The 14,069-nt window shown below is 34.3% G+C and carries 13 protein-coding genes; 5 read left to right on the forward strand and 8 right to left on the reverse strand.

Annotation, left to right across the window (positions count from 1 at the left end; translation table 11 throughout):
• Nucleotides 1–113: 113 nt before the first annotated feature.
• On the forward strand, nt 114–2,351 hold the full coding sequence (locus tag ACEN92_RS09560) for a cation:proton antiporter (protein WP_495642137.1): 2,238 nt from the start codon (nt 114–116) through the stop codon (nt 2,349–2,351).
• 91 nt (nt 2,352–2,442) lie between these two features.
• Here ACEN92_RS09560 and ACEN92_RS09565 read toward each other — a convergent pair whose 3' ends face one another.
• The 3 genes from ACEN92_RS09565 to ACEN92_RS09575 form a co-directional block, all read right to left on the reverse strand.
• On the reverse strand, nt 2,443–3,081 hold the full coding sequence (locus ACEN92_RS09565) for a peroxiredoxin (RefSeq protein ID WP_495642138.1): 639 nt from the start codon (nt 3,079–3,081) through the stop codon (nt 2,443–2,445).
• Between the two features lie 88 nt (nt 3,082–3,169).
• On the reverse strand, nt 3,170–4,393 hold the full coding sequence (locus tag ACEN92_RS09570; RefSeq protein WP_495642139.1) for an MFS transporter: 1,224 nt from the start codon (nt 4,391–4,393) through the stop codon (nt 3,170–3,172).
• Nucleotides 4,394–4,421: 28 nt separating this feature from the next.
• Entirely contained in the window at nt 4,422–5,333 is a 912-nt protein-coding gene (locus ACEN92_RS09575; protein ID WP_495642140.1) for an AEC family transporter, read from the reverse strand.
• Nucleotides 5,334–5,450: 117 nt separating this feature from the next.
• Here ACEN92_RS09575 and ACEN92_RS09580 point away from each other — a divergent pair, with 117 nt between their 5' ends.
• From ACEN92_RS09580 to meaB, 3 genes are all read left to right on the forward strand, one after another.
• Complete coding sequence (locus ACEN92_RS09580; protein WP_495642141.1) at nt 5,451–5,858, forward strand: Rrf2 family transcriptional regulator; 408 nt, start codon at nt 5,451–5,453, stop codon at nt 5,856–5,858.
• A 56-nt stretch (nt 5,859–5,914) separates the two neighbouring features.
• Nucleotides 5,915–6,556: an NAD(P)-dependent oxidoreductase gene (locus ACEN92_RS09585; RefSeq protein ID WP_495642142.1), complete on the forward strand. Its 642-nt coding sequence runs from the start codon at nt 5,915–5,917 to the stop codon at nt 6,554–6,556.
• Between the two features lie 106 nt (nt 6,557–6,662).
• The gene (gene meaB, locus ACEN92_RS09590) at nt 6,663–7,754 is read left to right on the forward strand and encodes a methylmalonyl Co-A mutase-associated GTPase MeaB (protein WP_495642143.1); all 1,092 of its coding nucleotides are present in this window, start codon (nt 6,663–6,665) and stop codon (nt 7,752–7,754) included.
• A 24-nt stretch (nt 7,755–7,778) separates the two neighbouring features.
• Here meaB and ACEN92_RS09595 read toward each other — a convergent pair whose 3' ends face one another.
• From ACEN92_RS09595 to ACEN92_RS09610, 4 genes are all read right to left on the reverse strand, one after another.
• Nucleotides 7,779–8,315, reverse strand: a complete 537-nt coding sequence (locus ACEN92_RS09595) for a hypothetical protein (RefSeq protein WP_495642144.1) — start codon at nt 8,313–8,315, stop codon at nt 7,779–7,781.
• Nucleotides 8,316–8,488: 173 nt separating this feature from the next.
• Nucleotides 8,489–10,429, reverse strand: coding sequence for an LTA synthase family protein (locus ACEN92_RS09600; RefSeq protein ID WP_495642145.1), 1,941 nt, complete (start codon nt 10,427–10,429; stop codon nt 8,489–8,491).
• A 51-nt stretch (nt 10,430–10,480) separates the two neighbouring features.
• Nucleotides 10,481–10,708: a DUF8828 family protein gene (locus ACEN92_RS09605; protein ID WP_007809997.1), complete on the reverse strand. Its 228-nt coding sequence runs from the start codon at nt 10,706–10,708 to the stop codon at nt 10,481–10,483.
• Between the two features lie 27 nt (nt 10,709–10,735).
• The gene (locus tag ACEN92_RS09610) at nt 10,736–12,121 is read right to left on the reverse strand and encodes an MATE family efflux transporter (RefSeq protein WP_495642146.1); all 1,386 of its coding nucleotides are present in this window, start codon (nt 12,119–12,121) and stop codon (nt 10,736–10,738) included.
• Between the two features lie 307 nt (nt 12,122–12,428).
• Here ACEN92_RS09610 and ACEN92_RS09615 point away from each other — a divergent pair, with 307 nt between their 5' ends.
• A complete protein-coding gene (locus ACEN92_RS09615; RefSeq protein ID WP_495642147.1) occupies nt 12,429–12,944 on the forward strand; it encodes a hypothetical protein in 516 nt (171 codons plus the stop codon).
• Nucleotides 12,945–13,023: 79 nt separating this feature from the next.
• Here the strand turns inward: ACEN92_RS09615 and ACEN92_RS09620 are convergent, their stop codons facing one another.
• Nucleotides 13,024–13,899, reverse strand: coding sequence for a PPK2 family polyphosphate kinase (locus ACEN92_RS09620; RefSeq protein ID WP_495642148.1), 876 nt, complete (start codon nt 13,897–13,899; stop codon nt 13,024–13,026).
• Between the last annotated feature and the right edge of the window lie 170 nt (nt 13,900–14,069).

Raw genomic sequence — 14,069 nt, forward strand, 5'->3', positions numbered from 1 at the left:
TTCTATTGGAAATTAGTTCCGCTTATTTCACTTAACTTTTATTTTCATAGACGTTCAGTGAATTTCATTTGAAATATAAAGCCGGATTAAGTTCCTGAAAATTACACCTTTTTATGATTGCCTTAAATGCCGTTGCAGAAACAACACATCACCTGAAACCATTAATCAGCGATCTGGGGCTCATCCTGATGACCGCTGGAATTGCTGTATTGTTGTTTAAAAAAATGAAACAGCCCCTGGTTTTAGGGTATTTAATTGCAGGTTTTTTGGCAGGGAATCATTTTGACTTTTTCCCTTCGGTTACAGAAATGAAAAGTGTAGAAGTCTGGGCTGAGATTGGGGTAATTATCCTGCTCTTTAGTCTGGGACTCGAATTTAGTTTTAAAAAATTAATGAAAGTTGGGGGAACAGCCTCCATTACAGCCATTACACAAATAATCACAATGGTTGTAATTGGTTATCTGGTCGGGCGATGGATGGATTGGTCCCAGATGGACAGTATTTTTCTGGGGGTAATTTTATCCATTTCTTCAACGACAATTATCTTAAAAACCTTTGATGAACTCGGTGTCAAGGCGCAGAAATTTGCCGGAATAGTTATCGGTTCCCTTATTGTGCAGGACATTGTAGCCATTTTAATGATGGTTTTACTATCAACAATTGCAGTGAGCCAGCAATTTTCCGGAAGTGAATTAATAATGTCGGTTTTAAAACTTGTTTTTTTCCTGACCGTATGGTTTTTAGGCGGTATCTTTTTTATTCCGACACTCCTTAAAAAAGCCAAACACTTATTGACAGATGAGATGTTATTGATTATTTCACTAGCTTTATGTCTGACTATGGTAAGTTTTGCTGCAAATGTAGGCTTTTCACCTGCCCTTGGAGCCTTTATTATGGGTTCTATAATTGCAGAAACTACTCAGGCGGAACATATCGAACATTTAGTAAAACCTGTGAAGGATTTATTTGGCGCCATCTTTTTCGTATCGGTCGGAATGCTAATTGATCCTAAAATGCTGTATGAACACGCATTTCCAGTAGCTATTTTAACGCTTGTAACTATTGTGGGTCAATCTGTAAGTTCTACCATTGGCGCATTATTATCTGGACAACCCCTGAAACAATCTGTTCAGACAGGTATGAGTTTATCACAAATTGGTGAATTCTCTTTTATTATTGCCACACTGGGAATGACCCTTAATGTTACCAGTTCGTTTTTATATCCCGTTGTAGTAGCCGTATCAGCTGTTACCACTTTTACCACTCCTTTTATGGTAAAATATGCAGTGCCTTTCTCTGAATTACTGGAACGGAAAATGCCTAGAAAATGGGTCAAAAACATCAACCGTTACAGTGTCAATGCCCAAGCTATAAAAGCTGTCAGTACGTGGCAAAAAGTACTGCATGCTTATATTATTCAAATTATATTACACACTATTATTGTTGCAGCAGTTATTTTATCGTCATCAAAATTCGTGGCTCCATTAGTAGCAGATACACGGTTCGGAAATACTTTGGCTGCACTGATAACTTTGATCATAATTGCTCCGTTCTTATGGGCACTTTCGCTGCGGCGTTTTGCTGTGGAAGAAGTTGAAATGTTATGGGAAGAACGTAAATACAGAGGTGCTCTTTTAATGATGATTTTAATCAGAATGAGTTTAGGTGTATTTTTTGTTGGCTTTTTATTAAACATTTTCTTCTCGCCTCTGGTTGCTTTTATCGCCTTGATTATTGCCATTACTGCTTATCAAATATTCCCTAAAAAACTAAATGAACAATATCATAAAATCGAAAATCATTTTTTAAAGAATTTAAACGACCGGGAAAACAAAAAAATCGACAGACGTTATGCAAACTTAATGCCCTGGGATGGACATATGTCCTTCTTTGACATAGGAAGAGAATCTAATCTGGCAGGGAAAACGCTTGAAGAATTGAGTATTCGTGAGCAAATGGGAATCAACATTGCTTATATAAAAAGAGGTGATGTTATGATTTCTATCCCAACAAAAAATGAGCGTTTATTTCCCGGCGACGAAATTTGTGTTATCGGAACGGATGCTCAGGTCACAGAATTTGCAAAATATTTGAATCAGAATGAAATTGAAAATCCTCAAGTTGTCGAAGAATCTGAGATTGTTTTACGGCAGATGGAAGTTTCTGATAAAGAATTCATTCAAAAAAGCATCGGTCAATTCAGATCAAAAACCAATGGTATGGTGGTTGGAATTGAACGAAACGGAAAACGGATTCTAAATCCTGAATCCAGCTTAACCTTAGAAAAAAATGATATTATTTGGGTTGTTGGAGATAAAAAACGAATGAGCCAATTAATAAAAAAAGCTTGATAAAATTGCTAAGCTACTAAGTTTCTAAGTTAATACAAAGAGTTTTAAATTCTTAGCATCTTAGAGACTTAGTAGCTTAGACACTACAAATTTATTTATTAGGCTGTGGAGTCATACGCAAATACGGTTTTATTGGCGTATGTCCTTTTGGAAATTTTGCAGGAATATCACTATCCGGAACTGCCGGTGTAATAACAACATCTTCTCCGTCTTTCCAATTCGCAGGAGTTGCCACACTATAATTTGCCGTTAGCTGTAAACTGTCAATAACACGAAGCAATTCGTCAAAATTTCTTCCTGTTGAAGCCGGATATGTTAACGTCAGTTTGATTTTTTTATCAGCACCAATTATAAAAACGGAACGTACCGTAAATTTATCACTTGCATTTGGATGAAGCATATCATATAAAGTAGCTACTTTTTTATCCTCATCAGCAATAATTGGAAAATTTACTGTTGTATTTTGAGTTTCATTGATGTCTTTGATCCATTCTAAATGCGACTCTAATCCATCGACACTTAAAGCAATAACCTTTGTATTTCTTTTTGTAAATTCCGGAAGATAATTTGCAACTGTTCCTAATTCGGTTGTACAAACCGGAGTGAAATCTGAAGGGTGTGAAAATAAAACTCCCCAGGAATCTCCTAACCATTCATGGAAATGAATTGGCCCTTGGGTAGTTTCTGCGTAAAAATCCGGAGCTATATCGCCTAATCTTAATGTTGACATAATTATATATTTTTTAGTTCCCCTAAAATTACTTAAAAAAAATAATTAAAAAAACTAAACTCTACTTTTTCTATCTATTTTAAGAAAATTATATTGTTTTTTTCTTTTGAATATTCGGCAGGAAATAGGCGAGAGCTCCAATTAATGGCAAATAAGAACTTATCATGTAAACATATTCAATACTGGTTTTATCAGCAATATATCCTAAAACGGCAGAGCCTAAGCCTCCCATTCCAAAAGCAAAACCAAAAAACAAACCTGAAATCATTCCGACTTTACCTGGTTTCAGTTCCTGGGCATACACTAAAATAGCCGAAAATGCCGAAGCTATCACAACTCCAATAATTACTGCTAAAACAGCAGTCCAAAATAAATTAGCATAAGGCAAAAGCAATGTAAAAGGTGCGGCACCTAAAATTGAGAACCAAATAATATATTTTCTGCCAAAATGATCTCCCAAAGGGCCTCCTATTAAAGTTCCTGCCGCTACTGAAGCCATAAAAAGAAACAAATAAAACTGCGAATCCTGAACACTTAATCCAAATTTACTAATTAAATAAAAAGTAAAATAACTTGACATACTTGCCATATAGAAGAATTTGGAAAATATCAGCAACAATAAAACAATGATGGAAATCGTAATCTTTCTATTTGACAATTGTAATTTATCTTCTTCCAAGCTAACTTTTCCTGATGCTCTTAAACTCATATGGTTAGCATACCAAGCTGCAATTCTTGATAAGATCATGATGCCTAAAACTCCTGCAAATACAAACCAAATAACATAGGATTGCCCATGCGGAGCTACTATTAATGCAACCAATAAGGGCCCGATGGCACTTCCTGCATTTCCTCCTAACTGAAATATGGATTGAGCCAGACCACGTTTTCCTCCTGAACCCAAAAATGCAACCCGGGAAGCTTCAGGATGAAAAATGGAAGAACCTATTCCGACCAAAGCCACCGACACCAGTAACATCCAGAATGAACTGGAAACTGATAATAATGCTAATCCTGAAATGGTAAAAATCATCGCCGCTACAAGCGAATAAGGTTTTGGTTTTTTATCTGTATAAAATCCAACGAAAGGCTGTAATAAAGAAGCTGTGAACTGAAAAACAAAAGTAATCAGTCCGACCTGAGTAAAACTTAAATTGAAATTTTGCTTTAAAATTGGGTATGTTGAAGGAATTACAGATTGCATCAAGTCGTTCAATAAATGTGCAAATGCAATTGAAAACAATACCGAATAAACTGTTTTTTGAGCTAAAGTACTGCTGTCGATTGCAACAGTTTTTGTAGATGTATTCATATTCTAATAAAAAAATTATTAATCAGATTTATATAAAACTAGTGACAAAATACCAAATAGCAAGGGTTGCGAATGAAATTGGTATTCCAAAACCAATCATCATACTGCTCAATTTTGGTTTTAATCCATAAGTCGAAGCTAAAATGGCGCCTGTAATCATGGGAGCCATAGCCGTTTCCATTATTGTAATTTTTATAGGTTCAGAATGCTGCTTGAAAATAAATACGTATAAAACTAAAATCACAAACGGAACCAGGATAAGTTTAAAAAAAAGTCCGAGTCGTAAAAATCTCCAATGCTGACTTTTTTTATCAAAATTCAGTTGCAATCCAACCGACAATAAAGCAAGCGGTGTTACCAAGCTTCCGATTTTTAGCAATACAGATTGAATGTCCAAATCCAAATCATAGTCATATACATTCATTAAGCAAGCTAACACAAACATTATAAACGGTGGAAATAATATTATTTTCTTAATAATACTAAAAGTGTTCGGACTTCCTTTAGAATAAAAAGCCGCTACAAAGACTCCCAACGTAGAAACCACAACAAATGTTCCCGGCTGATCGACCAAAACTGCCGTTTCTAATCCTTTCTTGCCATACAAAGCTTCAATTATAGGATATCCCAAAAACGAAGAATTACTCAATCCTGCCGTAAGAATTAAACAGCCAATAAGTTTATTTGGCCAGCCCAATCGTCTTCCTAAAAAATGAAAAAACACAAAAGCCAATATAAACGTAAGCCAGCCAGCTCCTATTGGAAATAACAATTCGTTATTCCATTTTATTTTCGGTATGTGATATAAAGTAATAGCAGGCAGGCAAAAATAAATTACAACTTTGTTTAAGAACTTGTAAATATGGGTTGGAAACCACTTTACCCTTTGCAAAAGCAAGCCTAAAAATAAAAAGAAGAATATTAAAATAAAGTTGTTCATATTGCAGTATCATTACAAAAATAGGAATTTATAAAACATTACGGAGTATAAAATTTTAGTTAAAATTATTTTTAATCCAATAAAAACAATTACATTTGTAACATATTTTATTACAGTATGATTTCAGGTAAGTTTGCCATAACGATTCACATTCTGACTTTACTCACTAAATTCCCGAATGATTTTTTATCATCTGAGTTTATTGCGGGAAGCATGAACCTTAACCCTGTTTTGGTTCGAAAAGAAATTGCGAATCTAAAAGCCCATCATATTGTAGAAAGTAAAGAAGGTAAAAATGGCGGCACAAAATTGTCTAAAGCAGCTTCAAATATTACATTAAAAGAAATATTCGAGATGACTTTTGATAATATCAATTTGGGTTATGCTAAAAACCAGCCTAATCCTGATTGTCCGGTTGGAAAAAAAATCAACCAGAATTTAGCTGATTTATATGCTGACATGAACGAAAAAGTTAGTTTGCAGCTGACAAATATCACATTAGAAGATTTTTCTAATCAGTTCTAAACCTTTTTTTAAACAAAACTGTAACATTTTTTATTACTAATTAAATTAATATATTTATGAAAATCGCAATTATTGGAGCAACAGGATTCGTAGGTTCAGCAATTTTAAATGAATTGGCAGACAGAAAACACAGCATTACGGCTATCGCCAGAAACCCGAAAGACACATCAAATGTAAACTGGGTAGCAGCAGATATTTTTAATACAGATGCCCTGGCTGAAACTTTAAAAGGAAATGACGTAGTAATCAGTGCCTATAATTCAGGATGGGCAAATCCTAATATCTATGATGATTTTATTGCCGGTTCCAAAGCAATTCAGGAAGCAGTAAAAAAATCAGGTGTAAAACGTTATATCACTATAGGTGGCGGAGGAAGTTTGTTTGTTGCACCAGGTCTGCAAGCGGTTGACACTCCTGATTTTCCAAAAGAATATTATGTAGCGGCAAGTGCTGCAAGGGATTATTTGAATATTATTAAAGAAGAAAAAGAATTGGATTGGGCATTTTTCAGCCCCGCATTTGAGATGCATCCGGGAATCACAACAGGAAGAACAGGAAAATACCGTTTAGGTTTAGAAAATCCGGTTTTTAATGACGAACAAAGAAGTATTTTGTCTGTAGAAGATTTAGCAGTAGTTATTGCCGATGAAGCGGAAACTCCAAAACATCATCAGGTTCGTTTTACAGCGGCATATTAAATTTCGGTAAGCCCGAATAAATTCACAAAAAACAGTTTCGAAAGCAATTTTCTATTTTTGAAACTGTTTTTGTTTTCAGTACTTTTACAGTATCAAAAAAAGTATTTTGTCAAGTTTAAAAAAACAGTCGAGCAGTTTGCATGAAAAAGCCGGAATTTCTTCTCCTGAAATTACCAATGTTACAGCTATCACTGAAATACAGCAAAGAAGAAGACAACTTCCTACTTCAGCCGAATTAATTTCCGGAATTCTAAATAGTAACAGAACCGCTTTAAGCCGTGCCATTACTTTAGTCGAAAGCACAAATCCCCAACATACCGAAAAAGCAAACGAAGTCATCAAAGGCTGTTTGCCTTTTTCTAATAAATCAATCCGAATTGGGATTACCGGGGTCCCTGGTGTTGGAAAAAGTACTTTTATTGAAGTTTTTGGAAAACATTTAACTTCATTAGGAAAAAAAGTAGCCGTATTGGCAGTTGATCCAAGCAGTTCTCTTTCGCATGGAAGTATTTTAGGAGATAAAACCCGAATGGAAGAATTGGTTAAGGATGAAAATGCTTTTATCAGACCTAGTGCTTCGGGAAACACTTTGGGAGGTGTAGCCAGAAAAACCCGTGAATCAATTATTTTGTGCGAAGCTGCAGGTTTTGATACCATCATTATTGAAACTGTAGGTGTGGGGCAAAGCGAAACCGCTGTTCACAGTATGGTTGACTTTTTTTTATTACTAAAAATTTCCGGTGCCGGCGATGAACTTCAGGGAATTAAACGTGGCATCATGGAAATGGCAGATGCTGTTGTCATCAATAAAGCGGATGGTGATAATATCAAAAAAGCAAATTTGGCTAAAGTTGAATTCAATAGGGCTCTACATTTATTTCCTCCAAAAAAATCAAATTGGCAGCCAAAAGTTACGACCTGCAGCGCCATTACCAAGGAAGGAATTTCTGAAATTTGGGAAACGATTTCTGCTTATTTCAAAATAACAAATGAAAGTGGCTATTTCAACGAAAAAAGAAAAGAACAAAATCAATTTTGGATGATGGAAACCATTAATGAGCAATTGAAAAATCATTTCTATAATCAGCCAAACATCATTCAATTATTGGATGCAACCAAAAAAGCGGTGCAAAATAATGAAATATCACCTTTCGCAGCCGCTCAGTTTTTATTAAATGAATATAAAAACAGCTTCTAATTCCTTAAAGCTTTTTAATTTCATTTATTTCACATTAATTGAAATTGTATAAGTCTCTTCACTTTCCTGAATAGCATATTTACCAGGAACTAAAATGTCTGAATTGAATTTTAAAGATTTAACTAATTCCGGTTGTATAGTCTGTCCTTCAGGTATTACATAAACTTCTCCATTTCGTAATAATACTTTTTTATGTTCTTCCGTTAAAGCACTTTTTTGAATTTCCATAACAAAATTTCCTTTTTCATTTGTAACACGTACTGGTGTTCCGTCAGGGGCTGGTTTCGCAAAGCCATAAGTTATCCAATCGTAACGAACAAAATTACAAAACCCTTCTGGCTGGCTGCAGTCAATATTATGTGCCCCCCAAGCCCGCACAATAGTTCCTTCATAGTGAGGCAAATACCTTTTAGTGTTTAGCTGATTTTGCTGCTCTGTGTTTGACAATTCAGCATTTTGATCTTCAACGGATTCGTTGTTACAGCTTATAAAAAAAGCGGCAAATGCAAAAACTAACATTACTTTTAATGCTTCAATTTTTTTTTGTTGTATATTTTTCATAATAAATAATTTAATTGTCCCTACTCTATCGTTGGCTTTTCGGGTTACGCCTTTTGGTTTAGTATATATCAATTAAATTATTTTTTGTTACCATCTATTTTGAAATTTTAACAAAAAAAAACTGCTAAATATGAAATTCATACCCAGCAGCTTTTTTTAAAATGAATTAAAAATTATTTTTTCTTATCCCTAAGTTTATATTTATTCTCCTTATAAAGATTTCCTGCAGTTATAACATGTGCCAAGGCATCTTTAGCTAAATCTTCATTTAGTTTTACCGGAACTAAAGTAGTATCATTTTTGATTTCGAATTGTAGTGGTTTCAAATTTGGCTGCATAATTACAACCTGGTTTTCGACTCTAAATGCATTGATGTCATTAAATTGCATAATTGACCTTCCCTGAACTGCCGGATTCAATTTGTTCAAATTTCTTCCAACCATTGGTGTTTCAAACGGAACGCCTAAATAACCTAATAATGTTGGCGGAATATCAATCTGGCTTGCCAATTTATTATAAACAGCTCCTTTTTGAACTCCGGGTCCCATAATTAAAGCCGGAATATGAAATTTGTTGATTGGGACCAAATTCTTTCCGTATGTTCTGGTATTATGATCTGCGATTACAATGAAAATTGTGTTTTTAAAATACGCTTCTTTTTTAGCCATCTCAAAGAATTTCCCAATAGAGAAATCAGCATATTTCATTGCATTATTTACTGTTGCAGGTTTTTGGTCATATGGTTTTATTCTTCCCGCAGGATATTCAAAAGGTTCGTGGTTTGATGTCGAAAACATTAAAGAAAAGAACGGCTTGTTCCCTTTTTTCTTAAAATAATTATTTGCCTTTGTTACTAAATCCTCATCCGAATAACCCCAGGTTCCTTTGAAAGCATATTTACTTCCATCAGATTCAAAATCTTCCTGATCAACAATATCCTGAAAACCATTTCCGTTGAAAAATGAAGCCATATTGTCAAAATTTGCCATTCCACCATAAATAAAACTGGTGTCATAGCCTTTTTGTTTCAAAGCATCAGCCAAAGTAAAAAAACCTTGCTGTGAGTTTCCTAATTTCACCACACTTTCTGATGGTGATGGCAAAAAACCGGTTACAACTGCTTCGATTCCACGTACGCTTCGGGTTCCTGTGCAATATAAATTGGTAAACAACACACCTTCTTTCGATAATTTATCAAATTCCGGCGTTAATGGTTTTCCTCCTAAAATCCCAACATATTCAGCACCTAAACTTTCCTGTAAAAAAATCACCAGATTATACGGTTTTTTTACTGCTGAATCCGGCTGCTGTACATGAAGAAACGGAATTTCAGCATCAGTAAAATCATTTGGTCCGGCAATCATGTATTTTTTTACACGGGCAATTGCTTCGGCTTCATCCATTTTACCATACATTTTGGTGTTTCCCTCATTTTTAATTGAATACGCAGCAAATGCAACGGTATAAAATGAATTCAAACCTAAAGTATTTGTTAGCTGATCTGTTGAAAAAACAGCATTACTGGCATTAATTGGCCGCTTTGAAGTCAGGCTTGAGCGTGCCCCAAAAAATAATAAAAAAGCAACCAACGGAAAAACCATCAGTTTAAATTTGTATTCAGTACTGGTTGTATGAAAAAACTTTTTCCCTTTTTTGAAAGCAAAGTACAAGACAACTCCAAGAATCAGAAAAGTTACAATTATAGAAGTCAGATAACTTTTTAAAAGCATTCCGACAACTTCTTTTGGATAAATCAGATAATCTAAGAAAATCTTGTTTGGACGTGTGTCGTATTGTTTTACAAAATCCGGGGAGGCCAATTCTACAAAAAGAATCAGAAACAGAAATAAAAAGCTATAAATGACCAGAAAGCTATTTGTGAATTTTATCCATTTATTAGGAAGAAATGTAATCAAAACTGCCGGAAGAAAAGACAAATAACACAGCAAAATTAAATCCATTCGCAAACCGATTGGAAAAATATACCAGAAATTTGGCGTTTCGGTGACCCTTTCTTTAAATAGAAAAAATAAAAAGATTCGGCTTAAAGTTGTGATTAGCAATCCGATTGCTATGAAATTAAAAACGGGTTTTAAAAAACTTATTTTTTTCATTAGATGATTTTTAGTTGAGGCAGATAAATAGAGATGCACTGCTGCGCGTCTCTACTCTTCGTAACGTTTTATTTCTCTGTCGTAAAATTCATTTGCCAAAACAATCAAACCTTCCATTTCGGCATTTAATTCTGCTTCATCAAGATCTTCAGCTTCTTCCATAAACTCAACCTCATCATCTTTTAAATTGATTATGAATCTCGGGTAATCAAGGTGAACGATAAAAATATCATCTGGAAAATCAGTATTATCTCCGAGTAAAAATTTAGGTAATTCCATTTTTTATTTATTTTTTATGCTTCAAATTTAGTTATTTGAAAATGAATTATTGATTAATTTTTTGGTTAAGTAATGAAACCGGATATACAAGAATATTGCTGCTGCAGTTAAACCTGCCAAAAGCCCGATCCAGACTCCTTCTGCTTTCCATGAGGTATATTCTCCCAAATAATATGAAATCGGGAAACCAATTATCCAATACGCAGTAAAAGTAATATACATGGGCACTTTCACATCCTGTAATCCGCGTAAAGCGCCTAAAACCACCACCTGAATCCCATCAGAAATCTGAAAAACTGCTGCAATCAATAATAATTTCGAAGCAATTTCTATTACTTCAGTATTATCCGTAAGCTGCAGCGTATTTTCCATATTCAAAAAGATATAGGGCAAAATACTATGGAAAGCAATGAATATAGCTGCAAAAACAACTTCAAGGATAATTGAAAGTAAAAAGATGGAACGCGCTACAATAACCAGTTTTTTATAATCCATTAATCCTTTTTGGTTACTGACACGAATCATCGAAACTACACTTAATCCCATAGCAACCATAAAAGTCATTGAGGCAAGACTTAATGCAATTTGATTGGCAGCCTGGCTTGTTTTTCCAATATTTCCGCAGAGCCAGATCGATGCTGTAAAAAGCACAACTTCAAAAAGCATTTGCATTGCAGATGGCAAACCCAGGTTTATAATTTTCCTGATGGTTTCTTTTTTAATTTCTTCAAAACTAAAACCTTCAAAATAGGTTTTTAACCGTTCATGCCTGGACAAAATAATATGCATAAAAATCACCATCAGGATCCTTGAGATCACAGTTCCTAAAGCTGCACCAATAATACCCATTCTGGGGAAAATCCAAACTCCATAAATCAGCATATAATTGATCCCAACATGAATGATATTCGCCATAATAATGGCGTACATAGAATATTTGGTCATTGAAAGCCCATCTGCAAATTGTTTGTATCCCTGATACATAATTAATGGTACCAACGAAAAAGCTACCCAAACCAGATACGGCTTAGCCAAAGCAATTACATCGGCCGGTTGTTGTAATAATTCCATTAAAGGTTTGGCTAAAACCAGTAATCCAAAAAGAACAAAACCTAAAATGGTACACAGAAAGAGCCCATGATGAAAAGCTGAACGAATTTTAGTTTCGTCTTTTTCCGCATCAGCTTCGGCCACAATTGGAGTTAAGGCAGTAGAGAATCCAATTCCTAAAGACAAAGCAATAAAAATCATACTATTTCCTAAGGAAACCGCTGCAAGTTCAGTACTCCCTAATTTACCTACCATTATATTATCGACTATACCTATTAATGTATGTCCAACCATTCCTAAAATAACAGGATAGGCCAATCTTAAATTATACGAAAACTCCTTTGTATACTGAACTAAATTCACTTTTAAACTTTTTAGTTGGCAAAGATAATCAGATGCTTTCGATTCTATAGAAATATTGAACTTAAATGAATTCGTATAACTACACGAAAAGACATTACTGCATATCTCGCTGATTTTCAGTAATAAAATATAAAAACAATTAGGTCTTATTATGTGTTTTAATCAAAAAAAAACCAACAAAATCAAGCCTTTTGGGATCTTTTTCTATTATAACATCTACATTATGTAACGATTCCGAAAAATTATATAACAACCTACAAGCATGTCAAAACTACTTTTACACCATAGTAATTAAAAAAATACACGCATGAAAAATTTACAAAACATCAGGATTCTATTCTTTGCAATAATTGCAATGATTTACACAACGACTTCATCTGCTCAAACAGCAGAAAGCACTAACTACAATCAAGGATTTAAATTAGGAATTGGTTTAAGTGGCGGAATTCCTACTGACGGTGATGATTACGACTGGGCCCTTGGTGGTGATGTGAGACTTCAATATGATTTGTCTAAAAGAACCTCAGTAACTTTAACAACAGGTTTTACCAATTTATTTGTTGGAGATGATGTTCCGGATTTAGGTTTTATACCTGCTAAAGCTGGTTTCAAAGCTTTCGTTTGGGAAGATCAATTTTATGTTATGGGAGAAGTAGGTGCTGCTTTTGCGGTAACTAACGATTATAATGAGACTTCGCTTTTATGGGCTCCAAGTATTGGATATGCAGGTAAACATATTGATGTCAGTTTAAGATATGAAGATTATGACAAATTCAATACCAACCAGATTGCACTTCGTGTAGCTTATGGTTTTGATTTATAAAAAATAAATTATTTATAATTTTGTTTTTGGAAAACGAAAACCCCACAAGATTTTATAATCTGTGGGGTTTAGTTTTTAATTACTTTTCCAATTCTTTTTTATAAATTTCGATGTTGGCTTTTATTTTATCATCCAATTCAGGCTCCTGAATATCGGTATGTTTCTGCATTTCTTCCCAAATAATTTTAGCCACAATATAACGCGCCATTTCTTTATCATCTGCCGGAACAACATACCATGGCGCATGTTCTGTCGAAGTTTTATTTATAGCTTCTTCATAATACTGTTGATATTCATCCCAATGTTCACGCTCTTTCAAATCACCGGGAGAAAATTTCCAATTGTGTTTTCCTTCTTCCAGACGACGTAACAATCTTTCACGTTGTTCTTCTTTGCTCAGATGCAGAAAAAATTTCAGAACAATTGTTCCGTTTTCGACAATATGCTTTTCAAAATTATTGATCTGTTTAATTCTGTTTTTCCAGAACTTTGGCGTAATATCCTCAACCGAATTAATTCCGGGTAAATTCTCTGCCAAAATAAACTCAGGGTGCACTCGTGTTACCAGAACATTCTCGTAATGTGTCCGGTTAAAAATAGCAAACTTTCCTTTTTCAGGCAAAGCAATATAATGTCGCCACAAATAATCATGCTCTAATTCGGTTGAATTTGGCGTTTTAAAACTGTGAACCACCACGCCACGCGGATTAAATTCTTTAAAAACCTCGCGAATCAAACTATCTTTCCCTGATGTATCCATTCCCTGCAGACAAATTAAAACAGCATATTTGTTATGCGAATACATCACATCCTGCAAATCGCTCAATTTCGCCTGAACTTTATCCAGTTTTTCCTCTTTTTCCTCATCGTCCGCTTTTACCTTCAGCAAAGTTGGAATCTTTGATAATTTTATTTCATCTGTAACTTTAAAATCATTCGGATCTATCGATTTCATATTTTTTCCATTTTTTATATCATAAATATACTAATTTTACGAAGCATATTCCTGCTATTCATTGCAATACTTTTTCAATAAATTGTTTTTTCCTAAGCCATAACAAGAGCTTCCGCCGGTCGCTTTGTCCTGTCAGGAAAAATTCAATTTCTTATTAAAGTATTTTCATT

It is taken from the genome of Flavobacterium sp. Flavsp81 (genome assembly GCF_059491325.1).

What these genes read in the sequence shown, in the direction of transcription:
- ACEN92_RS09560 (WP_495642137.1), top strand. Translation starts at nt 114, where the DNA reads ATGATTGCCTTAAATGCCGTTGCAGAAACAACACATCACCTGAAACCA.
- ACEN92_RS09565 (WP_495642138.1), bottom strand. Translation starts at nt 3,081, where the DNA reads ATGTCAACATTAAGATTAGGCGATATAGCTCCGGATTTTTACGCAGAA.
- ACEN92_RS09570 (WP_495642139.1), bottom strand. Translation starts at nt 4,393, where the DNA reads ATGAATACATCTACAAAAACTGTTGCAATCGACAGCAGTACTTTAGCT.
- ACEN92_RS09575 (WP_495642140.1), bottom strand. Translation starts at nt 5,333, where the DNA reads ATGAACAACTTTATTTTAATATTCTTCTTTTTATTTTTAGGCTTGCTT.
- ACEN92_RS09580 (WP_495642141.1), top strand. Translation starts at nt 5,451, where the DNA reads ATGATTTCAGGTAAGTTTGCCATAACGATTCACATTCTGACTTTACTC.
- ACEN92_RS09585 (WP_495642142.1), top strand. Translation starts at nt 5,915, where the DNA reads ATGAAAATCGCAATTATTGGAGCAACAGGATTCGTAGGTTCAGCAATT.
- ACEN92_RS09595 (WP_495642144.1), bottom strand. Translation starts at nt 8,315, where the DNA reads ATGAAAAATATACAACAAAAAAAAATTGAAGCATTAAAAGTAATGTTA.
- ACEN92_RS09600 (WP_495642145.1), bottom strand. Translation starts at nt 10,429, where the DNA reads ATGAAAAAAATAAGTTTTTTAAAACCCGTTTTTAATTTCATAGCAATC.
- ACEN92_RS09605 (WP_007809997.1), bottom strand. Translation starts at nt 10,708, where the DNA reads ATGGAATTACCTAAATTTTTACTCGGAGATAATACTGATTTTCCAGAT.
- ACEN92_RS09615 (WP_495642147.1), top strand. Translation starts at nt 12,429, where the DNA reads ATGAAAAATTTACAAAACATCAGGATTCTATTCTTTGCAATAATTGCA.
- ACEN92_RS09620 (WP_495642148.1), bottom strand. Translation starts at nt 13,899, where the DNA reads ATGAAATCGATAGATCCGAATGATTTTAAAGTTACAGATGAAATAAAA.